The organism is Burkholderia sp. EMB26 (genome assembly GCF_024730645.1).
GTDB classification, from domain to species: domain Bacteria; phylum Pseudomonadota; class Gammaproteobacteria; order Burkholderiales; family Burkholderiaceae; genus Burkholderia; species Burkholderia cenocepacia.
In genome coordinates, this window is record NZ_CP078070.1 from 2930313 (window position 1) to 2956203 (window position 25891).

Consider the following 25891-nt stretch of genomic DNA (forward strand, 5'->3'; position numbering starts at 1 on the left):
CTCAGGCCGCGCGCGGTGCCGGAAATGCATGGCGGCGGGCGCGCCACGCGCCGACCCACGCCAGCGCCAGCAGCACGACGAGCACCCACGGAATCGCGCCGGCGCCCGTCGCGCCGAGCAGCATCCCGCCTGCGATGCCGCCACCGGCGATCGCGAGATTCCAGACCGTCACGAGCATCGACTGCGCGACGTCGGCCGATTCCCCCGCCGCGTTCGCGGTGGCCGTCTGGAACAGCGTCGGCGCGCCGCCGAACGCGAGCCCCCACAGCACGACGCCCGCATAGACGACCGTCATCCCTGAGCCGGCGCCGAGCATCGCCGCCGCCAGCGCGAACAGCGCGATGCTGGCGAGCGTCAGGCGTCGCTGCGCGGCGCCGATCCACGCGCCCGTCAGCGCGATGCCGACCAGCGACGCGACGCCGAACACGAACAGCACCACGTCGACCTGCGCGCCCATCCGCACGCCCGCGAGGAACGGCGCGACGTACGTGTACAGCAGGTTGTGCGCGAGCACGTACGCGAACATCACCGCCAGCACCGGCCGCACGCCGGGCAGCGTCATCACGCCGAGCACCGGCTCGCGCGCGCCGGCCGCCTGCCCCGGATAGTCGGGCACACGCAGCCGGATCCAGCCGATCAGCACGAGCGCCGCGAGCGTGATGCCCGCGAACGCGATGCGCCAGCCGAACATCGCGCCGAGCGCGGTGCCCGCCGGAATGCCGATCGACATCGCCGCCGGTATGCCGAGCATCGCGATCGCGATCGCACGGCCGCGCAGCGACGGGTCGACCAGCCGGCTCGCGTAGCCCGCGAGCAGCGCCCACAGCAGCCCGGCCGACATCCCCGCGACGAACCGCGCCGCCAATGTGAGCGCGTAATACGGCGACCCGGCCGTCAGCGCATTCGAGACGACGAAGCCGGCCAGCGCCGCGAGCAGCAGCCGGCGCCGGCGCATCGCACGGGTCGCGGCGACGAGCGGGATCGCCGCGACGATCGAGCCGAGCGCGTAGACGGTCACCAGTTGGCCGATCAGCGCCTCGGTCACGTGCAGGTCGGCGCTCATCAGCGGCAGCAGGCCGGCCGGCAGGGCTTCGGTGAGCACCGTGATGAAGCCGGCGGTGGCGAGCGCGAGCAGGTTCGCGACGGGCAAGCGTGCGCGGGCCGGCGTGGACGGATCTGCCACACGATCGATGGCGCGGTCGGAGACGGATGCGCACTCGCTCATCGCGCGCTCCGGTCGCCGACGCCATACACCGCATCGCGCACGTCGGTGACGATGCGCCCGTGCATCCCTTCGTACAACGTATTGGTCAGCGCGACGACCGTCAGCCCGGCCGCGCGGTCGACGAACCACGCATGCCCGTACGCACCGCCCCAGCGCCAGGTGCCGACCGATTCCGGTGATTGCGCGGCCACCGGGTCGTGCAGCACGGAAAAGCCGAGCCCGAAGCCAAACCCCGGCGCGTCGGGCAGGTCGTGCGCACCAGGCTGCACCCGCGCCATCTCGTCGATCCAGCGCGGTGCGAGCCAGCCGTCGAGGCCCGTGCGCAGCGTATCGAGCAGCGTCAGGCAATCGTGCGCGGTGCCGACCATGCCCGCGCCACCCGACGGCCACGCGGTCGCATCGAACGCGCGCGCCGGCTCGAAGCGGATGCCCACCGTGCCGTCGAATACCGGCACGAGATCGTCGTCCGCCATCCGGCGCGGCACGTCGGGCGTACTGACGTAAGGCGTCGCCAGACGCGCCGCGTCATGCGTGAAAAATGCCGTGTCGGTCATCCCGAGCGGCGTCGTCACGAGCGCCGCCACGGCGTCGGCGAGCGGCCGGCCGTCGACCGCCTCGATCAGCGCACCGACCACGTCGGTCGCAAGCGAGTAGCCCCACGACGTGCCGGGCGCGAACTGCAGCGGCACGCCGGCGATGCGCCGGACGTTCTCGGCGAGCGACAGGCTCGCGCGGTCCATCCCGTCGGACACGCCCGCGCGCGCATACGGGCCGTCGGCGTCGGCTTCGAGAAAGCGATAGCCGAGCCCGGCCGTATGCGACAGCAGATGCCGCAGCGTGATGTTCGCCGGCGTGCCGTCCGCGAGCGTCGGCGTGAACGCGGGCAGCCAGCGCGCGACCGGCTCGTCGAGCCCGATCTTCGATGCCGCGACCAGCCGCATCGCGGCGGCCGTCACGATCGGCTTGGATACCGACGCGAGCCGGAACAGCGTGTCCTCGCGCATCGGCGTGCCGGCTTCGCGATCGGCCAGCCCGGCCGCGCGTGCATAACGCAATTCGCCGTCGCGCGCGACCAGCACGACCGCGCCGACCGCGCGCGCATCGGCCAGCGCGCGGTCGAGCACGGCATCGAGCCGGGCGCGCAGCGCGGCATCCGGTTCGGCGCGGCGGGCGGTGACAGGCAGTGATGACATGGCGTGACCTCGAACAGTGAAGGAACGCCCATCGTAGGGAGCCGGCACGAGAAGAAAAATCGGGTTAGAGTTCCGGACACTCCGGACATGGGTGTCCGTAATCGAGAACCTGCATGGAAAATCTTGGCGGCTTCGTCGTGTTCGTCCAGGTCGCGGAAACGCGCAGCTTCGTCGCGGCCGGCCGTGCGCTCGGACTGTCGGCGTCGGCGATCGGCAAGCGCATCGCGCGGCTCGAGGCACGCCTGAACGTGCGGCTCTTTCACCGCAGCACGCGCAGCATCACGCTGACGGCCGAAGGCGCGCGCTTTCTCGAACGATGCCGGCGCGTGATCGCCGAAATCGACGCGGCCGAGCGGGAACTCACGCAGAGCGTCGAGGCGCCGCGCGGGCGGCTGCGCGTGAGCCTGCCGACGATCGGCACGTTGCTGTTGCCGGTGCTCGCCGACTTCATGGCCGCGTATCCGGAGATCGAGCTGGACATCGATTTCAGCGACCGGATCGTCGACGTGATCGACGAAGGCTTCGACGTGGTACTGCGCACCGGCCATCCGACCGATTCCCGACTGTCGTCGCGGCTGCTCGGCCACTTCCGCCAGCACCTGGTCGCGTCGCCCGACTATCTCGAACGGCACGGCACGCCGCGCACGCCGGCCGACCTCGCGCAGCACCGCTGCCTGCATTACCGATTCCCGAGCAGCGGCAAGCTCGAGATCTGGCCGCTGCGCGCGCCGCGCGCCGGCACGCCGCCGGAGGTACCCGTCTCGATGGTCAGCAACAACGCCGAGACGCGCCTGTGCTTCGCGCTGCGCGGGCTCGGCATCGCGTGCCTGCCCGAGTTCTTCGTGCGCGACACGCTCGCCGACGGCAGGCTGCGCGCAGTGCTCGACGATCACGTCGCGAGCCGCACGCCGTTCTACGTGCTGTGGCCGTCCGGCCGCCATCCGCTGCCCAAGCTGCGCGCGTTCGTCGACTACATGGCCGAGCATTTGCGGCTGTAACCGGCGCGCCGCCGTCACGCCGCCTTCGCGTGCGCGCTCAGCCGCCGGAACGCCTGCCCGTTTTCGTCGAACAGGTGGCAGTGCTCGGGCTGCGCATGCACGCGCAGCGCCTCGCCGGTGCGGTACGTGTCGAGCGGCGGAATCCGCGCGATCAGCCCGTCCGGCGCGACGGCCGACTCCGCATACAGATACGCGGCATCGCCGAGCGATTCGACCGCCATCGTCCGCGCGGCGACGCCGGCCGCCGCCGCATCGACCAGCAGGTGCTCGGGCCGCACGCCGACGGTCACCGCCGCGCCGCGCTGCAGCCCCGCCGCGTCGACCGCCACGCGCTGCGTCTCGCCGCTGTCGAAGCGCACCAGCACGCCGCCCGCATCGGCCGATTCGACCGCGCCCTTCAGGAAGTTCATCTTCGGCGAGCCGATGAAGCCCGCGACGAACAGGTTCGCCGGTGCGTGATACAGCGCATTCGGCGTGCCGACCTGCTGTACCGCGCCGCCCGACAGCACGACGATCTTGTCGGCGAGCGTCATCGCCTCGACCTGGTCGTGCGTCACGTAGATCATCGTCGTCTTCAGCTCGTCGTGCAGCCGCGCGAACTCCAGCCGCATCTTCACGCGCAGCGCGGCGTCGAGGTTCGACAGCGGTTCGTCGAACAGGAACACCTTCGGCTTGCGCGTGATCGCGCGGCCGATCGCGACGCGCTGCCGCTGGCCGCCCGACAGCTGCTTCGGCTTGCGATCGAGCAGGTGGTCGATGTGCAGGATCTTCGCGGCCTGCTTCACGGCCTGGTCGATCTCGGGCTTCTTCGCACCCGCGAGCTTCAGGCCGAACGCCATGTTGTCGTACAGCGTCATGTGCGGATACAGCGCATACGACTGGAACACCATCGCGATGCCGCGCTTCGCGCTCGGCACGTCGTTGACCTTCGCGCCGTCGATCAGCAGGTCGCCGCTCGAGATGTCCTCGAGGCCGGCGATCATCCGCATCAGCGTGGATTTGCCGCAGCCGCTCGGGCCGACGAACACGACGAATTCGCCGTCGGCGATGTCGAGGTTCACGTTGCGCAGCACTTCGGTGTCGTCGTAGCGCTTCGCGATGTTGCGCAGGAGCACGCTTGCCATGATCTGTCTCCGTTCGTTCGTGATGCGCCGCCGTGCAGGCAGCGCCTGATCGTTGCTAGTGGGGCAGCACCGCGCCCGTCGCCTGCCAGCGCGCGACGTAGCCGGGCAGTTCGTGCATGTCGTCGAATACGTGACGCGCGCCGATGCTGCGCAACGCGTCGATCTGGGCCGCCGATGCGTGCCCGCCGCCGACGAAGCCGAGCACGGTCATGCCGGCCGCCGCCGCCGCGGTGATGCCGGTCACGCTGTCCTCGACGACCAGGCAATTCGCGGGCGCCGCGCCGAGCGTGCGCGCGGCCGCCAGATACACGTCCGGCGCCGGCTTCGGCCGCGCGACCGAATCCGCGCAGAACAGCCGGTCGCCGAAAAAGCGCGCGAGGCCGGTGCGTGCGAGCGCCGCCTCGACGTACGCGCGATAGCTGTTGCTCGCGCAGGCCGTCGTCAGTCGAATCGCGGCCAGCGCCGCATCGATGCCGTCGACCATCGGCGCGTTGACGGCCGCGGCCTCCACCGCGCGGCGGATCGCGTCGACGTCGTCGGCCGACAGCGTGCGGCCGACCGCATCGGCCGCCCCGGCCAGCACGCGCTCGATGCGCAGCCCGAGCAGCGGCATCACGGCCGGCCGCGCGTCGACGCCCGGCCAGCGCGCATCGAGTTCGCGCACGATCACGTCGGCGGCCACGGCCTCGCTGTCGATCAGCACGCCGTCGCAGTCGCAGATCAGCACGTTCACGCCATGATTTGCCGCGCTCATTTGACCGCCCCGAACGTGAGCCCGCGCACGAGCTGCTTCTGCGACAGCCAGCCGACGATCAGGATCGGCGCGACCGCGAGCAGCGACGCGGCGGACAGCTTCGCCCAGAACAGCCCTTCGGGGCTCGAGTACGACGCGATGAACACGGTCAGCGGCGCGGCGTTCGAGCTCGACAGGTTGATGCTCCAGAACGCCTCGTTCCACGACAGGATCACGAGCAGCAGCGCGGTGGACGCGAGCCCCGGCAGCGCCATCGGCATCAGCAGGTAGACGATTTCCTGCCACGTCGACGCGCCGTCGATGCGCCCGGCCTCCAGGATGTCCTTCGGGATCTCGTTGAAGTACGTGAAGGTCATCCACACCGCGATCGGCAGGTTGATCAGCGTGTAGACGATCACGAGCCCCGACACCGTATCGAGCAGCCCCGCGTTCTTCCACAGCAGGTAGATCGGCACCAGCACGCCGACCGACGGCATCATCTTGGTCGACAGCATCCACAGCAGCACCTTCTGCGTGCGGTGGTTCGGGAAGAACGCCATCGCGTACGCGGCCGGCACCGCGAACAGCAGCGAGATCACCGTGACGCCGGCCGAGATCAGGATCGAATTCCACGCGAACGCGAAGTAGTTGCTGCGCGCGAACACCTCGCGGAAGCTGTCGAGCGTCGGCATGAAGAACAGCGTCGACGCGTACGCCTGCTGCTCGGTCTTGAACGCGGTGATCGCCATCCAGAAGATCGGGAAGAACAGCAAGAGCGCGATCAGCCACGCGAGCGTGCCGGGCAGCACGCGCCGCACGAGGTCGAACGCGGCCGGCGCGCGCCGGCCCGAGAAGGTCAGGTCGCTCATTTCTCGTATTCCCCTTTCAGATTGCGCGCGAGCATCCGCACGAGGAAGAACGACACGACGTTCGCGACCACGACGGCGATGATGCCGCCCGCGGATGCGAGGCCGACGTCGAACTGCTGCAGGCCGAGCGCGTAGATCAGGTACGACAGGTTGGTCGTCGCGTCGCCGGGGCCGCCGCCGGTCGTCGTGTAGATTTCCGCGAAGATCGACAGCAGGAAGATCGTCTCCATCATCACGACCACGGCGATCGCGCGCTTCAGGTGCGGCAGCGTGATGTAGAAGAACATCGCGATCGGGCCGGCGCCGTCGATGCGCGCGGCTTCCTTCTGCTCCTGGTCGAGCGACTGGATCGCGGTGAACAGGATCAGGAACGCGAACGGCAGCCATTGCCACGCGACGATGATGATCACCGCGGTCAACGGGTAATCGGCGAACCAGTCGATCGGCGTCATCCCGAGCGCGCGCATCGCGTTCGCGACGAGCCCGTACACCGGATGCAGGATCATGTTCTTCCAGATCAGCGCGGAGACGGTCGGCATCACGAAGAACGGCGCGATCGCGAGCAGGCGCGCGACGCCCTGCCCGTAGAACTTGCGGTCGAACAGCACGGCCATCAGCACGCCGCCGACCACGGTGATCGCGAGCACCGCGCCGATCAGCACGAGCGTGTGCCAGATCGCGGGCAGGAACGACGGATCGGTCGCGAGGAAGCGGTAATTGTCGAACCCGGCGAAGCCCTTCACGTCCGGGTTCAGCAGGTTGTAGCGCGAGAACGAATACCAGATCGTCATCGCGAGCGGAATCGACATCCACAGCAGCAGCACCGCGACGGACGGCGACACGAGCCAGCTCGCGCCGCCGCGCGCGCGGCGCGGCGCGCCGGGCGGCGACGACGCGTCGCCGACCGACGGCGCGTGAGCGTGACTCAGGGGAAGACGCAGGTGACGCATGATCGGAGTCCCTCCGGTTGATGCGCGGGCGCGAACGGCCGCCCGCCTGTCCGCCTCGCCGGCCCGCGCCGTGTGCCACGGCGCACGACGCGGGCCGCGCGACGGCTTGCGCGTTACTTCTTGTAGCCGGCCTGCCGCACCGCGCGGTCGGCCGCGGCCTGGCCCGCGGCGAGCGCCTGGTCGACCGACATCTGGCCCGCGACCGCGCCCGCGATCGACTGGCCGACCACCGTGCCGAACGACTGGAATTCAGGAATCCCGACGTACTGCACGCCCGTGTACGGCACCTTCTTCAGCGACGGATCGTTCGGGTCGGCCGTCTCGATCGCCTTCAGCACGAAGTCCGAGAACGGCGCGGCGGACTTGTACTCGGCGCGCTGATACGTCGACGTGCGCGTGCCCGGCGGCACCGACGCCCAGCCTTCGTCCTTGCCGACCATCTCGATGTACTGCTTCGACGTCGCCCATGCGATGAACTTGCGCGCGGCGTCCTGCTGCTTCGACGTCTTCGGCACGGCGAGCGCCCATGCCCACAGCCAGTGCGAGCCCTTCGGCGTCGCGGCGACCGGCGCGGCCGCGAAGCCGATCTTGTCGGCCACCTGCGACTGCTGCTTGTTGTAGAGCATCCCAGCCGCGACCGTCGCGTCGATCCACATCGCGCACTTGCCGGACGCGGTCAGCGTCAGGTTCTCGTTGAAACCGTTCGAGCTCGCTCCGGGCGGGCCGTTCTTCTTCAGCAGGTTCACGTAGAAATTGATCGCCTTCTTCCATTCGGGCGACGTGAGCTGTGCGTTCCAGTTCTCGTCGAACCAGCGCCCGCCGAACGTGTTCACGACCGTCGACACGTACGCCATGTTCTCGCCCCAGCCGGCCTTGCCGCGCAGGCAGATCCCGTAGGTGCCCTTCGACTTGTCGGTGAGCTTGTCCGCGAATTCGGCGATCTGGTCGTAGGTCGGCTGGTCAGGCATCTTCAGCCCCTTCGCCGCGAACAGGTCCTTGCGGTAGAACGTCATCGAGCTTTCGACGTAGAACGGCAGCGCGTAGAGCTGGCCGTTGTACGACAGGCTGTCGCGTGCGGTCTTCACGATGTCGTTCAGGTCGTAATCGGCCGGCAGGCCCGTGATCGGCGCGAGCCAGCCGCGCTTGCCCCACTGCGGCGTTTCATAGGTGCCGATCGCCATCACGTCGAACTGGCCGCTGCCGGTCGTGATGTCGGTCGTCGCGCGCTGGCGCAGCACGTTCTCCTCGAGGATCACCCAGTTCAGCTTGATGTCGGGGTTCGCCTTCTCGAACGCCGGCGACAGCTTCTTCAGCTCGATCATGTCGGGGTTGTTCAGCGTCGCGATCGTCAGCGTGCCGGCGGACGCCGCGCAGGCCGCCGTCGCGAGCGCGGCTCCGGCGAAACAGCGGGCGGCGGCGTCGAGCATCTTTCGTTGCATGGCATGTCTCCTGTGATTGTTCGAAATGTCGTCGGTCTTGCGTCGGTGTTGCGTCGTTTCCTTCGCGGCCCGTCATGCCGGCCGCTGCATGCCGCACGCGCGCGCATAGTGCGCGATCACGTCGCGTATCCGGTGGCGCACCCATGCGCGCGGCGCCTTCGCGAGGCCGCCCGCGCGGCATGCCGCGTAGACATCCGGCAGCCACTGCGCGACGAGCGTCTCCGGCACCGGCTGCCGCGCGAGGTTGTCGAACAGCTGCTCGACCGCGGCCGCGACGGCCGGCTGCAGCCAGTAATAGCGGATGCGGTCGCTGTAGCTGAACTGGCGCGCGAGCCGCTGCGCGGTCTCGTCGCCGCGGTAGTACGGCGCCCAGTGTTCGGGCAGCGCGCGCATCGCCGCATCGACGACGTCGCGCAATCGCGAGCGCTGCGCGACGTCGTCGATCAGCGCGTCCTCGATGAACGTCAGCGCGAACAGCGCCTCGCGCAGCGCGAACGTCAGCGCGGGGCCGACCTTCAACACCGCGAAGTGGTCGCGCACCAGCGCGGCGAGCGCCGCCTCGGTCTGGTAGTCGGTCGAATGCGCTTCGAACACGAGGCGCGGTGTCTGCAGGATACTCGCGCCCAGTGACGCTGCCTTGGCACTGTCGTAATCAAGCACGTGGCGATCGTCGAAGTCGACGCCCGGCTGTGCGACGACCGCGACGACGCGCGTCCACGCATCGTCGAGCCCGGCCGCGGAGAACGCGCGGCGGTGCGCATCGAGCGTCGCCGCGATGCTGTCGCTGCGCGTGACCGCGATCCGTGCGATCGCGTCGTTACTTGCGTCGCCGCTCACCTCGCCGCCCGGCGTCGGCACCTCGGTGCCGATCACGTAGACCGGCGCGATGCCGACGCGCGCGGCCGCGTCTTCCGCGACGCGGCACAGCTCGGCCGCGCGCGCGGCGATCGTGCGATCGTCGAGCTGTGCCGGATCGTCGGCGCACGCCATGCTCGCATCGAGGTGGATCTTTTCGAAGCCGGCTTCGACGTAGGCCGCGACCATCGCGGCCGCTTCACGCATCGCGTCGGCCGCGCGACGGTGCCGCCACGGATTCGGGCCGAGATGGTCGCCGCCGAGCACGAGCGCCGACGGCGCGAGCCCGCAGCGCGCGGCGATCGCATCGACGTCGCGACGAAAATCGGCCGGCGTCATGCCCGTATAGCCGCCGAGATGGTTCACCTGATTGCAGGTCGCCTCGATCAACAGCGGCGAGCCGTCCGCGCGCGCCGCTTCGCACGCGGCCTCCAGCACCAGCCGGTGCGCGCTGCAGACCGAATAGATGCCGCGCTGCGCGTCCGCGCGGTTCGCGTCGAAGATCATCCGCAGCACGGTGTCCGCATGCGCGGTGCGCGTGCGTTCGGCAACGGTCGTCAGGCCGGACATGCGATCCCCCGTTCGGTCAGGAAGCGGTCGATCTCGGCCGCGCTGCTGTTGCCCTCCATCGGGCCGCGCCGCGTGACCGCGATCGCGCCGGCCGCGTTCGCGCGACGCAACGCGACGTCGACGGCCAAGCCCGCGACGAGGCTCGCGACCAGCGTGCCGCCGAAGCAGTCGCCGGCGCCGGTCGGATCGACTTCGTCGACCGCGAACGCCGGCGCGTCGGCCCGGTGCGCGCGCTCGAACGCGACGCTGCCTTGCGCGCCGCGTTTGAGCACGACCCGCTCGAGCAGCGGATGGGTCGCGAGCAGGCCGGCGATCGCGCGCTCGGCCGGCTGCGGCCCGCAGAAGAACGGCAGGTCGGCTTCGCTCGGCAGGAACAGGTGGCACGCGGCGAGCATCTCGTCGAGGGCCGCGCGCATCGGGCGGAAACTCAGCATTTCGGGCCGCACGTTCGGATCGAACGACACCTTGGCGCCGGCGCGCGCAGCCTCGATCACGCCGCGCTGCACCGCGGCGATCGCCGATTCGCTCGTCAGCGACGAGCCCATCACGTGGAAGTAGCGGCAGCCGTCGAACATCGCGGTGTCGACGTCGGACGCATCGACGCACGCGGCCGCGCTGGTGGAAAGCGTGAAGACGAAACTGCGCGAGCCGTCGTCGCGATACGCGACGAACGCGGTGCCGGTCGGGCGGGCGACGCGGCGGATGCGCGCGACGTCGACGCCGTCGCGGGCGAGCCGCGCGACGATCGCGTCGCCGAACGCATCGCGGCCGACACAGCCCGCATACGCGACGCGCGCGCCGAGCCGGGCGGCCTGGTCGGCGAAGATCGCCGGCGCGCCGCTCGGGAACGGCCCGGCGAACAGGCCCGGCGTATCGAAACCCTGGCCGCGCTCGGCGGCGACGAATTCCGCCAGCAGTTCGCCGGCGACGACGATCTCGGCCATCAGGCGAGCCCTCCTCGTGCGACGGCGGCCGCGGCGTCGCGGGCCGGCCGGCGGGTGGCGCGTGCGAGCGGCGCCACGTCAGCTCATCCAGTTGCCGCCGTCGACGTTCAACGTCTGGGCGGTGATGTAGTCGGCGTCGGCCGACGCGAGGAACAGCGCGGCGCCCGTCAGGTCGCCCGGCACGCCCATGCGGCCGAGCGGCACGGCTTCGCCCACGAGCCGCTTCTTCTCGCCGAGCGGCCGGTTCTCGTAGCGCGCGAACAGCGCATCGACCTGCTCCCACATCGGCGTGTCGACGACGCCCGGCGCGATGCCGTTCACGTTGATCCGGTGCGGCGCGAGCGCGAGCGCGGCCGACTGCGTATAGCTGATCACCGCGGCCTTGGTCGCGCAGTAGTGCGAAACGAGCGCCTCGCCGCGACGGCCGGCCTGCGACGACATGTTGACGATCTTGCCGCCGCGCCCCTGCTCGACCATCCGCTGCGCGACCGCCTGCATCAGGAAGAACAGCCCTTTCACGTTGACCGAGAACAGCCGGTCGAACACGTCCCACGATTCGTCGAGGAGCGGGCGCATGTCGAACAGCGCCGCGTTGTTGAACAGGATGTCGACGCCGCCGAAGCGCTCGACCGCCGTGGCGACGATCCGCGCGATGTCGTCGCGGCGCGTGACGTCGGCCGTGACGGCCACCGCGCGGCCCGGGTTGGCCTCGATCAGCCGCGCGAGCGAGCCGCCTGCCGGCTTCACGTCGACGAGCACGCAGCGCGCGCCCTCGTCCAGATAGCGTTGCGCGACCGCCTCGCCGATGCCGCTTGCGGCGCCCGTCAGGATCGCGACCTTGTCTTCCAGTCTCACTGGCTGTCTCCGGTTCGTTCTGCTGTACGACGGTCACGAGGTGAGCGAACGCTCGCAAACCGATCAATTGCTCTGTTGGTGATCGAATGATCGGATACGCGATACGCGCTGTCAAGACGACGCGACGGCTTTCTATGACGCGCTGCGGCACGGCGGCGCATGGCGACGCCCGGTCGCGCCCGCGCGGCAAGGTGCGGCGCGCACGGTGCGGCGCAGTGGGAGCGGTCATGAAGGGGACGGAGCGACGCGGAACGCGGAATTCGCGCTGCACGGCGCGGCGATACGTTATATCATCGCCGTACTGTGTTTCATCGCCTGCTTCACGCCATGGCTACCTCATCGCCCATTGACGCCCGGCTGTCCCGGGCCGACGCATTCGCCGCCGAACACGGGCTCGCGTGGACACCGCTGCGCCGCCAGGTCTACGAACGCGTGCTGGCCGCGCAACGCCCGATCGGCGCGTACGACCTGCTCGCCGAACTCGAACCGCAGCGCGGCCGGGTGCCGCCGACGACCGTCTATCGCGCGCTGGATTTCCTCGTCGAGCACGGCTTCATCCACCGGATCGAATCGAAGAACGCATTCTTCGCGTGCTGCGAGATCGGCGTGCCGCACGAAGGCCAGTTCCTGATCTGCGATTCGTGCGGCGACACCGTCGAGATTCCCGGCGGCGACCTCGCGAAGCAGTTGTCCGCGAGCGAGCCCGCGCACGGTTTCGAAGTCCACCACCAGGTCGTCGAGCTGAGCGGCCTGTGCGGACACTGCAAGCGCAAGCCCGCACAGCGCTGACGCCGAATCGCGGCGTACGCGCCGCCCTTCCAACGAGGAGTTCCATGTCCATTGCCCTGAAGCGCGCGCCGCGGCGCGCCCTGTCGCCTGTCCGCTGGCTGGCCGCCGCCGTCGCCGCGCTGTCGTTCGCCGCGCCCGTGGTCGCGCAGGCCGCGACCGTCAACGTCGTCGCCGCCGAGAATTTCTACGGCGACGTCGCGTCGCAGATCGGCGGCCGCCACGTCGCGGTCACCAGCATCCTCAGCAATCCGGATCAGGATCCGCACCTGTTCGAAGCGAGCCCGAAGACGGCCCGCGCGCTCCAGCACGCGCAGGTCGTGATCTACAACGGCGCCGACTACGATCCGTGGATGGGCAAGCTGCTCGGCGCGTCGAAACAGGCGAAGCGCGCGACGATCGTCGTCGCCGATCTCGTCGGCAAGAAGGCCGGCGACAACCCGCACCTGTGGTACGACCCGGCGACGATGCCGGCGGCCGCACGCGCGATCGCGGCCGAACTCGGCCGCGCCGACCCGGCGAACAAGGCCGAATACGAGGCGAACCTGCAGAAGTTCGTCGCATCGCTGAAACCCGTCGACGACCAGGTCGCCGCACTGCGCGCCAAGTTCAAGGGGGTGCCCGTGACGGCCACCGAGCCCGTGTTCGGCTACATGTCGGACGCGATCGGCCTCGACATGCGCAACCAGCGCTTCCAGCTCGCGACGATGAACGACACCGAGGCGAGCGCGCAGGACGTCGCCGCATTCGAGAACGATCTGCGCAAGAAGCAGGTGCGCGTGCTGATCTACAACAGCCAGGCCGAGGAGCCGATGACCAAGCGCATGCTGAAGGTCGCGCGCGACGGCGGCGTGCCGACCGTCAGCGTCACCGAGACGCAGCCGGCCGGCAAGACCTTCCAGCAATGGATGAGCGGCCAGCTCGCCGCGCTCGGCAACGCGCTCTCAGCCGGCAAGTAACCGACAACCGTAACGTCATGACCGCCACTCCCCACGCCCTCGCCGTCGATCGCGTCACGCTCGAACTGGGCGGCCGCACGATCCTGCGCGACGTCAGCTTCTCGATCGAGCCCGGCGAATTCGTCGGCGTGCTCGGGCCGAACGGCGCGGGCAAGACGACGCTGATGCGCGCGGTGCTCGGCCTCGTGCCCGTGTCGGCCGGCACGCTGTCGGTCGGCGGCGTGCCGGTCGTGCGCGGCAACCCGTCGATCGGCTACATGCCGCAGATCCGGAGCGGCCTCGCGAACCGCCGGATGCGCGGCTACGACTTCGTCGCGATGGCCGCCGACGGCCACCGCTGGGGCCTGCCGCACACGAACGCGGCCACGCGCTGCGACGTCGATCGCGTGCTCGACCTCGTCGGCGGCCCGTCGCTCGCGCGCCGCCCGCTGTCCGAACTGTCGGGCGGCGAGCGGCAGCGGCTGCTGCTCGCGCAATGCCTGCTCGGCGACCCGAAGCTGCTGCTGCTCGACGAGCCGCTGATCAGCCTCGACCCGAACCACCAGCGCGGCGTCGTCGAGCTCGTGCGCAACGTGCAGCGCGAGCTCGGCATCACCGTGCTGTTCTCCGCGCACGAATTGAATCCGCTGCTGAACGCGCTCGACCGCGTGCTGTATCTCGGCAACGGCGTGGCGGCGCTCGGCACCGTCGACGAGGTGATCACGAAACCCGTGCTGTCGCGGCTCTACGGATCGCCGATCGACGTGATGCGCGTGAACGGCAAGATCTTCGTGATGTCGGGCGACGTCGAGATCGAGAAGCACGATCACGAACACGAGGACGACGACGGCCATTCGCACGGCGGCGGCCACGGCCACCACCACCACGGACACGCTCATCCCGGGCATTCGCACGATGTTTGAATACGACTTCATGATCAACGCCTTCGCGGCGTCGGGAATCGTCGCGGTGCTCGCGGGCATCGTCGGCTACTTCCTGGTGCTGCGCGGGCAGACCTTCGCCGGCCACGCGCTGTCGCACGTCGGCTTCACCGGCGCGACGGGCGCGGTGCTGCTCGGCGTCTCGCCGATCTGGGGGATGGTCGGCTTCACGCTCGCGGCCGGGATCGGTATGGGCGCGCTCGGCGAAAAGCTCGCGGGCCGCGACGTCGCGATCGGCGTGATCCTGTCGGGCGCACTCGGCTTCGGCCTGTTGTTCCTGCACTTCTACACGTCGTTCGCGACGCAGGTCACCGCACTGCTGTTCGGCAACGTGCTCGCGGTCAGCCACGACACGCTCGCGGTGCTCGCGGGCATCGGCGCGGTGAGCCTCGCCGCGCTCGCGCTGATCGCGCGGCCGTTGCTGTTCGCGTCGCTGCAGCCCGAACTGGCCGAAGCCAAGGGCGTGTCGCTGCGCACGGTGTCGATGCTGTTCCTCGCGGTGTGCGCGCTCGCGGTGGCCGCGGCCACGCAAATCGTCGGCGTGCTGCTCGTGTTCACGCTGCTGGTCGGGCCGGCGGCGGCCGCGCAGAATGTGTCGACGCGACTGTCGACGGGCGTGCTGCTCGCCGCGCTGTTCGCGCTGTTCGAAGCGTGGGCCGGCATCGTGCTCGCGTATCACACCGACTGGCCGACGAGCTTCTGGATCACCGCGCTGTCGGCGCTCGTGTACGGCGCGAGCCTGTTGCGACGCAACTGATCGCGGCCCGGCGCATCGCCGCCCGATGCCGATCAAAGAAAACGCCGGCGTGCCCGAGGGCAGCGCCGGCGTTTTTTCATGCGCTCGCAATCGCGTGCGGCGCGCCGTGTGCGTTACCGGCTTGCGCCCCTGCTCACCGCGCCAGCACGCGCGCGTGATGCGCGAGGTGATCGGCGATGAACGTCGAGATGAAGTAGTAGCCGTGGTCGTAGCCCGGATGGCGGCGCAGCGTCAGCGGCTGGCCGGCCTTCGCGCACGCGGCTTCGAATACGTCGGGATTCAGCTGGTTCGCGAGGAACTGATCGGCCAGCCCCTGATCGACGAGGATGCCGTCCGCGAACTTCGGCGCATCGGCGCGCGCGACCAGCTCGCTCGCGTCGTGCGCCTTCCACACGTCGCGATCGGCGCCGAGATAGCCGGAGAACGCCTTCTCGCCCCACGGGCAGCGCGTCGGCGCGGCGATCGGCGCGAACGCCGACACCGACCGGTACAGCCCCGGATGACGCAACGCGAGCGTCAGCGCGCCGTGCCCGCCCATCGAGTGGCCGAAGATGCCGAGCCGCGCGCCGTCGATCGGCAGTTCGGCCGCGACGAGCTCGCGCAGCTCGCCCGTCACGTACGACTCCATCCGGTAGTGCGTCGACCACGGCGCTTCGGTCGCATCGACGTAGAAGCCCGCGCCGACGCCGAAGTCCCACGCATCCGTCTCGCCCGGCACGCCCGCGCCGCGCGGGCTCGTATCGGGCATCACGAGCGCGATGCCGTGCTGCGCCGCGTATTGCTGCGCGCCGGCCTTGATCGCGAACGTCTCGTCGGTACTCGTGAGCCCGGCGAGATAGAACAGCGCCGGCACGCGGCCGTGCGCGGCCTGTGGCGGCAGGTACACCGAGAACTTCATCGGCAGGCCGATGACTGCCGAATCGTGACGGTAGAAGCGCTGCTCGCCGCCGTGGCACGCATGCGAGGAAACGAGTTCGAGCATGACGATTCGCTCCCGGTCAGTACAGCACGACCGAGCGGATCGACTCGCCGGCCTTCATCAGGTCGAAGCCTTCGTTGATCCGCTCGAGCGGCAGCGTGTGCGTGATCAGGTCGTCGATGTTGATCTTGCCTTCCATGTACCAGTCGACGATCTTCGGCACGTCGGTGCGCCCGCGTGCTCCGCCGAACGCCGAGCCCTTCCATTCGCGGCCCGTCACCAGCTGGAACGGGCGCGTGCTGATTTCCTCGCCCGCTGCCGCCACGCCGATGATGAACGACTGGCCCCAGCCCTTGTGCGTGCACTCGAGCGCCTGGCGCATCAGCTTCACGTTGCCGACGCATTCGAACGAGTAGTCGGCGCCGCCGTCGGTCAGCTGCACGATGTGGTCGACGATGTTCTCGACCTCGTTCGGGTTGATGAAGTGCGTCATCCCGAACTTCTTCGCGAGCTCGACGCGCTTCGGGTTGATGTCGACGCCGATGATCTTGTCCGCGCCGACCATCTTCGCGCCCTGGATCACGTTCAGGCCGATCCCGCCGAGGCCGAACACGACCACGTTCGCACCGGCCTCGACCTTCGCCGAGTACACGACCGCGCCGACGCCCGTCGTCACGCCGCAGCCGATGTAGCAGATCTTGTCGAACGGCGCGTCCTCGCGCACCTTCGCGACCGCGATCTCCGGCACGACGATGTAGTTCGAGAACGTCGACGTGCCCATGTAGTGGAACAGCGGCTTGCCGTCGAGCGAGAAGCGCGACGTCGCGTCCGGCATCAGGCCCTTGCCCTGCGTCGCGCGGATCTTCTGGCACAGGTTGGTCTTGCGCGACAGGCAGAACTTGCACTCGCGGCATTCGGGCGTGTAGAGCGGAATCACGTGGTCGCCCTTCCTCACGGTGCCGACGCCGGGGCCGACGTCGACCACCACGCCCGCGCCTTCATGGCCGAGGATCGCCGGGAAGATCCCTTCCGGATCGGCGCCCGACAGCGTGTAGTAGTCGGTGTGGCAGATGCCCGTCGCCTTCACTTCGATCAGCACTTCACCGGCGCGCGGCCCTTCGAGATCGACTTCCTCGATCGTGAGCGGCGCACCGGCCTTCCATGCAATCGCGGCTTTCGTCTTCATCGTGTCACTCCTGTATGTCTGTGAGATCGGCCCCGGCCCGCGGGTCGGCGCCGGCCGGGGTTTCGTGCAAAGCGGTCGAAGCCGTGCCGCGTGGCACGGCGAAAGAATCTCGTGCTCGCCATGATGGCCGCTCCCGCCGCGCATCGCGTGCGGGAAACGGTCGCCGGCTTGCCAGGATGCGTCATCGCTGACGCAAAAGAACAAGTGTTCGAGTTTAAACGCCCGTCGTGAACCATGCATCCGTGCGAACGTACAGATCGACGAAGCGCGCGTGGCGGGCCGCCAGCCGGCGATCGTCGTGCGGGGCCGCGACCGGCGACGCAGTCGACGCCAGCGCGCGCAACGCATCTTCACGCCAATGTCCGATCGCGACGCCCGCGAGCAACGCGGCGCCGCGCGTCGCGGCGTTCGGGCAATCGATCGCGTGCAGCGACGCGCCGAGCGCGTCGGCGAGCAACTGGCGCCAGCGCGGATCGACCGAGCCGCCGCCCGCGAGACGCAGCGTCGTCACGGCATCACGGCGATCGGCGTCGCGGATCGCATCGAGCCCCGCGCGCAACGCGAACGCGACGCCTTCGAACGCGGCGCGCATCATCGCGCCGCGCGTGTCGCCGAGCCCGAGGCCGAGCCAGCCGCCGCGCGCATCGGGGTTCATCCATGGCGAACGTTCGCCGGTCAGGTAAGGCAGGAAGCACAGCCGCTCCGACGCCGGCTGCGCGAACGCATCGTCATATGCATCGGCCCATCGCGCGTAGCCGAGCCAGCCGCGCACGGCTTCGAGCGCGAGCCCGACGTTCTGCATCGCGGCCATCGTGTAATAGCCGCCGCCGGCCGCCTCACGATAGCGATGCAAGCCGCGCCGCGCGGGCGGCAACGCGTCCGCGAGCACGACGATCTGCCCGCCGCTGCCGGTCGTCAGCAGCGCGTCGCCTGCGACGGCCAGCCCGCTGCCGAGCGCCGCGCACGCGGTATCGGCCGCGCCCGTCGCGAGCGGCACGCCGGCCGGCAGGCCGAGCGCGGCGGCAGCCTGCGCGCCGAGCACGCCGCAGCGCGCGGTGGACGCACGCACCGGCGCGAAGCGGTCGGTCGGCAAGCCGAGCGTGTCGATCAATGCGTTGTCCCACGCGCCGTCGGGCGTCGCGAGCGCGGTTGCGCACGCGTCGCTCGGATCGGCCGCGACATCGCCGCCGAGCGCGATGCGCAGCCAGTCCTTCGGCTGCACGGCCCAGCGCGCGGCGCGCAGCGCAGCGGGTTCGTGCGTGGCCAGCCAGCGCAACAGCGGGCCGGCCATGCCGGGCGCGACGGGATTCGGGGCGACGGGCAACCCGGCGACGGGCACTCCGGCGACGGGCGATCCGGACGCCGGCCAGCTCGCTGCATCCGCCTCCCGCACCGCGCGCGTGTCCGGCCACAGCAGCGCGGGCCGCACCGGCTGGCCGGCCGCGTCGATCAGCACGACGCCATGCATCTGGCCCGAAAAGCCGATCGCCGCGACCTGCGCCCGCTCGTCGGCCGGCAGCCGCGCGGCCGCGCGCACCAGCGCCTGCCACCAGGTGTCGGGCGCGATTTCCGCCCAGCCCGGCTGCGGCGACGACAACGCATAAGGTTCGCTCGCGACCGCCCGTTCGACGCCGTCGGCATCGAGCGTGACGAGTTTGACGGAGCCGGTGCCGAGGTCGATTCCGAGCAGGCGCATGACGTGAGGGGGATTCGTATGAACGGATGTCGATGATAACGGGATCGCGATGTGCGCCCCGTTTTTTGCCGTCACGTCGACGCGTCGAAACGGCGCTCGGCCGGCGGGTTTGACCGGGCTGCACCTTGCACGCAAAAGCGGCCGCTCGCGGGTTAACCCGGCACGCTTTCCGCCCCCCCCTTTTTGCCACTATGCGGCCGACCCGATACACACCATAAAGCGGCCCATATTTGACATGGGGGCCGGCGCTATTTTGAAGCGCTATAAAACCGGTGAACCTCACTCCTGCGGCAGTTTCCCGATGATCGCCCCCCTGCTCCATGCCGAAATGGCATATCGAACCAGCAAAGAACGGAATAGAACCCAGTGCTCTTGTTGCATGGATTCATTCCGAATAACTTCGTATCACCCCGAAAACAAGATCATGGAGTGAGACAGATGCAATCGAACACGGTCCATCCGTGCGATGAGGTGCTGCCGACCGGCAAGCTGGTAACGCTTGGCCTGCAACACGTCCTCGTCATGTACGCCGGCGCCGTCGCCGTGCCGCTTATCGTCGGCGCCGCGCTCAAGCTGCCGAAAGACCAGATCGCGTTCCTGATCAGCGCCGATCTGTTTTCGTGCGGCATCGCCACGCTGATCCAGACGCTCGGCCTGTGGATCTTCGGGATCCGCCTGCCCGTCATCATGGGCTGCACGTTCGCGGCCGTCGGCCCGATGATCGCGATCGGCACGAACCCCGGCCTCGGCATTCTCGACATCTTCGGCTCGACCATCGCGGCCGGCATCATCGGCATCGTGCTCGCGCCGATGATCGGCAAGCTGTTGCGGTTCTTCCCGCCGGTGGTCGTCGGCACGGTGATCGCCGTGATCGGGCTGTCGCTGATGGAAGTGGGCATCAACTGGGCAGCCGGCGGCGTCGGCAACCCCGAGTACGGCAGCCCGGTCTATCTCGGCCTGTCGCTGCTCGTGCTCACGCTGATCCTGCTGATCAACAAGTACGGCCGCGGTTTCGTCGCGAACATCTCGGTGCTGCTCGGCATCGTCGCCGGCTTCGCGATCGCCTTCGCGATCGGCCGCGTGAACACCGACGGCGTCGCGCATGCGCCGTGGGTCGGCTTCGTGATGCCGTTCCACTTCGGCCTGCCGCACTTCGATCCGCTGTCGATCGTGACGATGGTCACGGTGATGTTCGTCACGTTCATCGAATCGACCGGCATGTTCCTCGCGGTCGGCGACATGGTCGATCGCCCGGTCAATCAGGAGCGCCTCGTGCGCGGCCTGCGCGTCGACGGCCTCGGCACGCTGATCGGCGGCATCTTCAATTCGTTCCCACATACGTCGTTCTCGCAGAACGTCGGCCTGATCGGCGTGACGGGTGTGAAGAGCCGCTTCGTGTGTGCGACGGGCGGCGTGATCCTCGTGCTGCTCGGCCTGTTCCCGAAGATGGCGCAGGTCGTCGCGTCGGTGCCGCCGTTCGTGCTCGGCGGCGCAGGCATCGTGATGTTCGGGATGGTCGCCGCGAACGGCATCAAGGTGCTGTCGAAGGTCGACTTCGTGAACAACTCGCACAACCTGTTCATCGTCGCCGTGAGCGTCGGCATGGGCCTCGTGCCGGTCGTGTCGCCGCACTTCTTCTCGAAGCTGCCGCCCGCGCTGGCACCGATCCTGCATAGCGGCATCCTGCTGGCATCGGCCTCGGCCGTGATCCTGAACATCGTGTTCAACGGCGTGAAAGGCGAAAAGGATGCGCGCTGCGACATCCGTCGCGCCGGACACGACTTCGACGGACGGCCCGCCGACGTGCACCACTGATCGCGCCGCGCCGGACGATGGCGCGAAGCGGTGACGGCGGTAACGAGAAACGCCACGGCATGCCGTGGCGTTTTGTTTTGGGGGTGCGGGACCACGCGTGATGCGGGGGTGAACGCGCTTCGCGCGAGCAGATGGATCGCCGGCGCATGACGCGGAATGCCGACTGACCGCCAGGCGTGACGCGGTTGGTGCGGTCGGCGTGATCGGCACCAGCGGAACGCCGCGCACGCATCGTCACGACGACAGCGCCCGTCCCCCGCCCGATCCGGCAGCGCAAAAGAAAACGCCACGGACCTTCGTCCGTGGCGTTCTCGCTTCCGCATACAGCCGCTTCGAAGCGCAAGCGCGATAACCCGCGCCTGCCTTCTCGGTGCTTACCCGTTCGTCGCAGTTGCCGACGCGGGCGCCGGTGCAGCCGCCTTGTCGTAATCGACCGGCGCATCCGGCGCGCGCGGCGTCTCGCCGGCGCGCTGGATCCAGCCGCCGCCCAGGGCGCGGTACAGGTCGACCAGGTTCGTCCAGCGTGCCAGACGTGCGCTGATCAGCGACTGCTGCGCGGCGTACAGATCCGTCTGCGCGGTCAGCACCGACAGGTAGCTGTCGACACCGTTCTTGTAGCGCAGGTCCGACAGATCGAAGCGTCGCTGTTGCGCGTGCTCGTTGCGCTCGAGCGCCGCGATCTGCTGGTCGTACGTGCCGCGTGCGGCCAGACCATCCGACACTTCGCGGAACGCCGACTGGATCGCCTTCTCGTAGTTCGCGATCTCGATGCGCTTCTGCACGTTCGCGAGATCGAGGTTCGCGATGTTCTGCCCGCCTTCGAAGATCGGCAGCGCGATGCTCGGCGCGAACGACCACGCCGCCGTGCCGGCCTTGAACAGGCCGCCCAGCGTCGGGCTCGCGGTGCCGAACGCGCCCGTCAGCGAAATCTTCGGGAAGAACGCCGCGCGCGCCGCGCCGATGTTCGCATTCGCGGCCAGCAGCGTCTGCTCGGCCTGCATCACGTCAGGACGACGCGTCAGCAGGTCCGACGGCAACCCGGCCGGCACGTCCGTCAGCAGGTTCTGCGCATCGAGCGGCATGCCCGCCGGCAGATCGTCCGGCAGCGGCTCGCCGATCAGCAGCACCAGCGCGTTCAGCGCCTGCGCGCGGGCTCGCGCCTGCGCCTGCTGGTTCGCGAGCGCCGTCTCGACCACCGTCTGCGCCTGACGCAGCTCGAGCTCGGAGCCCGTGCCGTTGTCGAACTGCAGCTTGGTCAGGTCGTACGATGCCTGCGCGGTCTTCAGCGTGTCCTCCGTGACCTTCAGCAGATCATCGGTCGACAGCAGCGTCAGGTATTGATCCGCGACCTGCGACACCAGCGAGATCTCGGACGCCTGCCGCGCGTACGACGTCGACAGGTATTGCGCGAGCGCCTGGTCCTTCAGGCTCTGCACGCGGCCGAACAGGTCGAGTTCCCATGACGCGGACAGCCCGACGTTGTAGGTCGTCGTGATGTTCCGGCCCGGCACGGCCGTCAGCGAATTCGGCAAACGCTGACGGTTGCCCGTACCCGTACCGTCGAGCGTCGGAAACAGCCCCGCACGCGTGATCTGGTACTGCGCACGCGCGGCCTCGATATTGAGCACCGACACGCGCAGGTCGCGGTTGTTTTTCAGCGCGATCTCGATCAGCCGCTGCAGGCGCGGATCGACGAAGAACTCGCGCCAGCCGATGGCAGTCGCCGCCTGGCCATTCGCGCTGCGCGCGCCGGCCGCGCCCGGCTGCGTCGCGTAGACGCCGCTGGCCGGGTACGCCTGCGCGACGGGTGCGTCGGGCCGCTTGTAATGCGGCGCCATCGTGCAGCCCGTGGCAAAGAGCGCGACTGCGATTGCAGTCAAAGCGTGTTTTTGCATCATCACTGTCCCTTGTTGCCTTCGTCGCCGTTGCCCGGCTTCTCTTCGTGGTGCGAGTGCTCCTGAGCCAGGCGCAGCGCCTCGTCGACGTCTTCCTTCTCGCCGCTGAAGATCGCGCGGATCTTCACGAAGAACATCGGGATCATGAAGATCGCGAGGAACGTCGCCGTGATCATCCCGCCGATCACGCCCGTACCGATCGCGTGCTGGCTGGCCGAACCCGCGCCGTTGCTGATCGCGAGCGGCATCACGCCGAGAATGAACGCGAGCGACGTCATCAGGATCGGACGCAGCCGCAGGCGCGCCGCTTCCAGCGCGGCCTCGATCGGCCCCATCTTCTCCGTCTGCTGCAGTTCGCGCGCGAACTCGACGATCAGGATCGCGTTCTTCGCGGACAGGCCCACGGTGGTCAGCAGGCCGACCTGGAAGAACACGTCGTTCTCGAGGCCGCGCATCGTGGCCGCGAGCAGCGCACCGATCACGCCGAGCGGCACGACCATGATCACCGAGAACGGGATCGACCAGCTTTCATACAGCGCCGCGAGACACAGGAACACGACGAGGATCGAGATCGCGTACAGGATCGGCGCCTGCGAACCGGACTGGATTTCCTGGAACGACAGGCCCGTCCACGAATAGCCGATACCGACCGGCAGCTTCTTCGCGAGCGTTTCCATCGCGGCCATCGCCTGACCGGTCGACTTGCCCGGTGCGGCCTGACCCTGGATTTCCATCGCCGACACACCGTTGTAGCGCTCGAGCTTCGGCGAACCGTACGTCCAGTGACCGGTCGCGAACGCGCTGAACGGCACCATCCCGCCCGACCCGTTGCGCACGTACCAGATGTTCATGTCTTCCGGCGTCATCCGGAACGGCGCATCGGCCTGCACGTACACCTTCTTGATCCGGCCGTCGGTGTCGAGGAAGTTGTTCACGTACTTCGACGCCCACGCGATCGAGAACGTCTGGTCGATCGCATCCGCCGTCACGCCGAGCGCATTCGCCTTCTCGCGGTCGATGTTCACCTTGTACTGCGGCGTATCGTTCAGGCCGTTCGGACGCACACCCTGCAGCGTCGGGTCCTTCGATGCCATCCCGAGCAGCTGGTTACGTGCGGCCATCAGCGCGTCGTGGCCGAGACCGGCGTTGTCCGTCAGCTCGAAGTCGAAGCCGGCAGCCGTACCGAGCTCAGGAATCGACGGCGGGTTGAACGGGATCACGAGCGCGTCCTTGTAGCTCCCGTAGCGCCCGAACATCCGGCCGATCAGCGCCTGCACCTTCTGGTTCGCATGCTGACGCTGCGAGTAGTCCTTCAGGCGGACGAACACGAGACCCGAGTTCTGGCCGCGACCCGCGAAGCTGAAGCCGTTGACCGTGAACGCCGATTCGACGATTTCCTTCTCGTCCTTCAACAGGTAGTCGGAAATGTTCGCGAGCGTCTTCGCGGTCGTTTCCTGCGTCGAGCCCGACGGCGTCTGCACGATCACGAACATCAGGCCCTGGTCTTCATCGGGCAGGAACGACTTCGGCAGGCGCACGAACAGCAGCCCGACCGCGACGATCACGACCAGATAGATGATGAGCCAGCGGCCCGAGCGCTTGATCACGTGGTGCACGCCGACGTGGTACTTGTCGCGGCTGTTGTTGAACGTGCGGTTGAACCAGCCGAAGAAGCCCTTCTTCTCTTCGTGATGCCCTTGCGGGATCGGCTTGAGGATCGTCGCGCACAGCGCCGGCGTCAGAATCAACGCGACCAGCACCGACAGCACCATCGCCGACACGATCGTCAGCGAGAACTGACGATAGATCGCGCCGACCGAGCCGCCGGAGAACGCCACCGGCACGAACACCGCCGACAGCACGAGCGCCACGCCGACGAGTGCGCCGGTGATCTGGCCCATCGCCTTGCGGGTCGCTTCCTTCGGTGACAGCCCCTCTTCCGCCATCACGCGCTCGACGTTCTCGACCACCACGATCGCATCGTCGACCAGCAGGCCGATCGCGAGCACGAGGCCGAACATCGACAGCGTGTTGATCGAGAAGCCGACCATCGACATGATCGCGAACGTACCGAGCAGCACGACCGGCACCGCGATCGTCGGGATGATCGTCGCCCGCAGGTTCTGCAGGAACAGATACATCACGAGGAACACGAGCACGATACCTTCGAGCAGCGTCTTGACCACTTCCTCGATCGACAGCTTCACGAACGGCGTCGTGTCGTACGGATACTTCACGACGAGGCCGTGCGGGAAGAACGGTGCGAGCTCGTCGATCTTCGCGCGCACGGCCTTCGCGGTCGCGAGCGCGTTCGCGTTGGTCGCGAGCTGGATACCGAGTGCCGCGGTCGGCTGACCGTTGTACTTCGTGTCGAAGTTGTAGTTTTCGCCGCCGAGGCCGATCTGCGCGACGTCCTTCAGGCGAACCTGCGAGCCGTCCTGGTTGACCTTCAGCAGGATGTTGCCGAACTGCTCGGGCGTCTGCAGCAGCGTCGATTCGGTGATCGTCGCCTGCAGCACGGTGCCCGGCGTGGCCGGCGTGCCGCCGATCTGGCCGCCCGCGATCTGCACGTTCTGCGCGGTGATCGCCGAACTGACGTCGACCGGCGTGAGGCCGTAGTTGGTCAGGCGGTTCGGGTCGAGCCAGATCCGCATCGCGTACTGCGAGCCGAACAGCGTGACGGTACCGACGCCGTTCAGCCGGCTGATCGGATCCTTCACGTGCGACGCCACGAAGTTCGCGAGGTCGTACTTGTTCATGCTGCCGTCTTCGGAGTTGAAGGCGAGCACCAGCAGGAAGCTGCTGCTCGACTTCGTGACCGACAGACCGAGCTGCTGCACGACCTGCGGCAGAACCGGCGTCGCGAGCGACAGCTTGTTCTGCACCTGGACCTGCGCGATGTCGGCGTTGGTGCCCGGCGCGAAGGTCAGCGTGATCGTTGCGTTGCCCGAGTCGTCACTCGTCGACGACATGTACAGGAAGTTGTCGAGACCGCTCATCTGCTGCTCGATCACCTGCGTCACCGTGTCTTCCACCGTCTTCGCGGAAGCGCCCGGGTAGTTCGCGGTGATCTGGATCGATGGCGGCGCGATCGTCGGATACTGCGAGATCGGCAGCGTGAAGATCGCCGCAACCCCGGCCAGCATCAGGATGATGGCGATCACCCACGCGAAGATCGGGCGATCGATAAAAAACTTTGCCAT

21 protein-coding genes are annotated in these 25891 nt (G+C 68.6%); 6 read left to right on the forward strand and 15 right to left on the reverse strand.

Annotated elements, in window-relative coordinates; genetic code table 11:
* Position 1: 1 nt before the first annotated feature.
* Positions 2–1225 carry an MFS transporter gene (locus KU887_RS13825; RefSeq protein ID WP_006484672.1) on the reverse strand — a complete coding sequence of 408 codons (1224 nt, stop codon included), beginning with the start codon at positions 1223–1225 and terminating at the stop codon, positions 2–4.
* A complete protein-coding gene (locus KU887_RS13830) occupies positions 1222–2418 on the reverse strand; it encodes a serine hydrolase (protein WP_258250430.1) in 1197 nt (398 codons plus the stop codon). The genes KU887_RS13825 and KU887_RS13830 overlap by 4 nt, the downstream gene beginning before the upstream one ends.
* Positions 2419–2531: 113 nt before the next feature.
* Between KU887_RS13830 and KU887_RS13835 the strand changes: the two genes are divergently transcribed.
* Positions 2532–3416 carry a LysR family transcriptional regulator gene (locus tag KU887_RS13835; RefSeq protein WP_006484673.1) on the forward strand — a complete coding sequence of 295 codons (885 nt, stop codon included), beginning with the start codon at positions 2532–2534 and terminating at the stop codon, positions 3414–3416.
* Between the two features lie 14 nt (positions 3417–3430).
* Here the strand turns inward: KU887_RS13835 and KU887_RS13840 are convergent, their stop codons facing one another.
* From KU887_RS13840 to KU887_RS13875, 8 genes are all read right to left on the reverse strand, one after another.
* Positions 3431–4540, reverse strand: coding sequence for an ABC transporter ATP-binding protein (locus KU887_RS13840; protein ID WP_006496494.1), 1110 nt, complete (start codon positions 4538–4540; stop codon positions 3431–3433).
* Between the two features lie 55 nt (positions 4541–4595).
* Positions 4596–5294 carry an HAD family phosphatase gene (locus tag KU887_RS13845; protein WP_006496495.1) on the reverse strand — a complete coding sequence of 233 codons (699 nt, stop codon included), beginning with the start codon at positions 5292–5294 and terminating at the stop codon, positions 4596–4598.
* The gene (locus KU887_RS13850) at positions 5291–6142 is read right to left on the reverse strand and encodes a carbohydrate ABC transporter permease (protein ID WP_258250431.1); all 852 of its coding nucleotides are present in this window, start codon (positions 6140–6142) and stop codon (positions 5291–5293) included. The genes KU887_RS13845 and KU887_RS13850 overlap by 4 nt, the downstream gene beginning before the upstream one ends.
* On the reverse strand, positions 6139–7092 hold the full coding sequence (locus KU887_RS13855; RefSeq protein ID WP_006496497.1) for a carbohydrate ABC transporter permease: 954 nt from the start codon (positions 7090–7092) through the stop codon (positions 6139–6141). Before KU887_RS13855 ends, KU887_RS13850 begins: the two co-directional genes overlap by 4 nt.
* Before the next feature lie 113 nt (positions 7093–7205).
* A complete protein-coding gene (locus KU887_RS13860; RefSeq protein ID WP_048988958.1) occupies positions 7206–8531 on the reverse strand; it encodes a sugar ABC transporter substrate-binding protein in 1326 nt (441 codons plus the stop codon).
* Positions 8532–8603: 72 nt separating this feature from the next.
* Entirely contained in the window at positions 8604–9956 is a 1353-nt protein-coding gene (locus KU887_RS13865) for a D-tagatose-bisphosphate aldolase, class II, non-catalytic subunit (RefSeq protein ID WP_258250432.1), read from the reverse strand.
* Positions 9944–10900 (reverse strand): sugar kinase, encoded by a 957-nt coding sequence (locus KU887_RS13870; protein WP_006496500.1) that lies wholly within the window; start codon positions 10898–10900, stop codon positions 9944–9946. The genes KU887_RS13865 and KU887_RS13870 overlap by 13 nt, the downstream gene beginning before the upstream one ends.
* A gap of 78 nt (positions 10901–10978) precedes the next feature.
* Entirely contained in the window at positions 10979–11755 is a 777-nt protein-coding gene (locus KU887_RS13875) for an L-iditol 2-dehydrogenase (protein ID WP_006483759.1), read from the reverse strand.
* A gap of 327 nt (positions 11756–12082) precedes the next feature.
* Between KU887_RS13875 and KU887_RS13880 the strand changes: the two genes are divergently transcribed.
* From KU887_RS13880 to KU887_RS13895, 4 genes are read left to right on the forward strand one after another with little or no spacing between them, the layout of a single operon-like run.
* Positions 12083–12544 (forward strand): Fur family transcriptional regulator, encoded by a 462-nt coding sequence (locus KU887_RS13880; protein ID WP_006483754.1) that lies wholly within the window; start codon positions 12083–12085, stop codon positions 12542–12544.
* Positions 12545–12588: 44 nt separating this feature from the next.
* The gene (locus tag KU887_RS13885; RefSeq protein WP_048988956.1) at positions 12589–13500 is read left to right on the forward strand and encodes a metal ABC transporter solute-binding protein; all 912 of its coding nucleotides are present in this window, start codon (positions 12589–12591) and stop codon (positions 13498–13500) included.
* Positions 13501–13517: 17 nt separating this feature from the next.
* On the forward strand, positions 13518–14402 hold the full coding sequence (locus KU887_RS13890; RefSeq protein ID WP_080323804.1) for an ABC transporter ATP-binding protein: 885 nt from the start codon (positions 13518–13520) through the stop codon (positions 14400–14402).
* Positions 14395–15177, forward strand: a complete 783-nt coding sequence (locus KU887_RS13895) for a metal ABC transporter permease (RefSeq protein ID WP_006483758.1) — start codon at positions 14395–14397, stop codon at positions 15175–15177. The genes KU887_RS13890 and KU887_RS13895 overlap by 8 nt, the downstream gene beginning before the upstream one ends.
* A 133-nt stretch (positions 15178–15310) precedes the next feature.
* Here KU887_RS13895 and fghA read toward each other — a convergent pair whose 3' ends face one another.
* From fghA to KU887_RS13910, 3 genes are all read right to left on the reverse strand, one after another.
* A complete protein-coding gene (fghA, locus tag KU887_RS13900; RefSeq protein WP_034201415.1) occupies positions 15311–16159 on the reverse strand; it encodes an S-formylglutathione hydrolase in 849 nt (282 codons plus the stop codon).
* Positions 16160–16175: 16 nt separating this feature from the next.
* Positions 16176–17282, reverse strand: coding sequence for an S-(hydroxymethyl)glutathione dehydrogenase/class III alcohol dehydrogenase (locus KU887_RS13905; RefSeq protein ID WP_059824848.1), 1107 nt, complete (start codon positions 17280–17282; stop codon positions 16176–16178).
* 214 nt (positions 17283–17496) lie between these two features.
* Positions 17497–18978, reverse strand: coding sequence for a xylulokinase (locus KU887_RS13910; protein WP_258250433.1), 1482 nt, complete (start codon positions 18976–18978; stop codon positions 17497–17499).
* Positions 18979–19416: 438 nt separating this feature from the next.
* Between KU887_RS13910 and KU887_RS13915 the strand changes: the two genes are divergently transcribed.
* The gene (locus KU887_RS13915) at positions 19417–20793 is read left to right on the forward strand and encodes a nucleobase:cation symporter-2 family protein (protein WP_006496806.1); all 1377 of its coding nucleotides are present in this window, start codon (positions 19417–19419) and stop codon (positions 20791–20793) included.
* Positions 20794–21167: 374 nt separating this feature from the next.
* Here KU887_RS13915 and KU887_RS13920 read toward each other — a convergent pair whose 3' ends face one another.
* Positions 21168–22691: an efflux transporter outer membrane subunit gene (locus tag KU887_RS13920; protein ID WP_012492848.1), complete on the reverse strand. Its 1524-nt coding sequence runs from the start codon at positions 22689–22691 to the stop codon at positions 21168–21170.
* Positions 22691–25891, reverse strand: coding sequence for an efflux RND transporter permease BpeB (gene bpeB, locus KU887_RS13925; protein ID WP_006482626.1), 3201 nt, complete (start codon positions 25889–25891; stop codon positions 22691–22693). Before bpeB ends, KU887_RS13920 begins: the two co-directional genes overlap by 1 nt.

Excerpts from the sequence above, each read along its gene's own strand:
- KU887_RS13885 (WP_048988956.1), top strand. The coding sequence starts at position 12,589 with ATGTCCATTGCCCTGAAGCGCGCGCCGCGGCGCGCCCTGTCGCCTGTC.
- KU887_RS13920 (WP_012492848.1), bottom strand. The coding sequence starts at position 22,691 with ATGATGCAAAAACACGCTTTGACTGCAATCGCAGTCGCGCTCTTTGCC.
- KU887_RS13845 (WP_006496495.1), bottom strand. The coding sequence starts at position 5,294 with ATGAGCGCGGCAAATCATGGCGTGAACGTGCTGATCTGCGACTGCGAC.
- KU887_RS13860 (WP_048988958.1), bottom strand. The coding sequence starts at position 8,531 with ATGCAACGAAAGATGCTCGACGCCGCCGCCCGCTGTTTCGCCGGAGCC.
- KU887_RS13890 (WP_080323804.1), top strand. The coding sequence starts at position 13,518 with ATGACCGCCACTCCCCACGCCCTCGCCGTCGATCGCGTCACGCTCGAA.
- KU887_RS13910 (WP_258250433.1), bottom strand. The coding sequence starts at position 18,978 with ATGCGCCTGCTCGGAATCGACCTCGGCACCGGCTCCGTCAAACTCGTC.
- KU887_RS13905 (WP_059824848.1), bottom strand. The coding sequence starts at position 17,282 with ATGAAGACGAAAGCCGCGATTGCATGGAAGGCCGGTGCGCCGCTCACG.
- KU887_RS13870 (WP_006496500.1), bottom strand. The coding sequence starts at position 10,900 with ATGGCCGAGATCGTCGTCGCCGGCGAACTGCTGGCGGAATTCGTCGCC.
- KU887_RS13915 (WP_006496806.1), top strand. The coding sequence starts at position 19,417 with ATGCAATCGAACACGGTCCATCCGTGCGATGAGGTGCTGCCGACCGGC.
- KU887_RS13825 (WP_006484672.1), bottom strand. The coding sequence starts at position 1,225 with ATGAGCGAGTGCGCATCCGTCTCCGACCGCGCCATCGATCGTGTGGCA.
- KU887_RS13830 (WP_258250430.1), bottom strand. The coding sequence starts at position 2,418 with ATGTCATCACTGCCTGTCACCGCCCGCCGCGCCGAACCGGATGCCGCG.
- fghA (WP_034201415.1), bottom strand. The coding sequence starts at position 16,159 with ATGCTCGAACTCGTTTCCTCGCATGCGTGCCACGGCGGCGAGCAGCGC.
- KU887_RS13895 (WP_006483758.1), top strand. The coding sequence starts at position 14,395 with ATGTTTGAATACGACTTCATGATCAACGCCTTCGCGGCGTCGGGAATC.
- KU887_RS13855 (WP_006496497.1), bottom strand. The coding sequence starts at position 7,092 with ATGCGTCACCTGCGTCTTCCCCTGAGTCACGCTCACGCGCCGTCGGTC.
- KU887_RS13865 (WP_258250432.1), bottom strand. The coding sequence starts at position 9,956 with ATGTCCGGCCTGACGACCGTTGCCGAACGCACGCGCACCGCGCATGCG.
- KU887_RS13880 (WP_006483754.1), top strand. The coding sequence starts at position 12,083 with ATGGCTACCTCATCGCCCATTGACGCCCGGCTGTCCCGGGCCGACGCA.
- KU887_RS13850 (WP_258250431.1), bottom strand. The coding sequence starts at position 6,142 with ATGAGCGACCTGACCTTCTCGGGCCGGCGCGCGCCGGCCGCGTTCGAC.
- KU887_RS13840 (WP_006496494.1), bottom strand. The coding sequence starts at position 4,540 with ATGGCAAGCGTGCTCCTGCGCAACATCGCGAAGCGCTACGACGACACC.
- bpeB (WP_006482626.1), bottom strand. The coding sequence starts at position 25,891 with ATGGCAAAGTTTTTTATCGATCGCCCGATCTTCGCGTGGGTGATCGCC.
- KU887_RS13835 (WP_006484673.1), top strand. The coding sequence starts at position 2,532 with ATGGAAAATCTTGGCGGCTTCGTCGTGTTCGTCCAGGTCGCGGAAACG.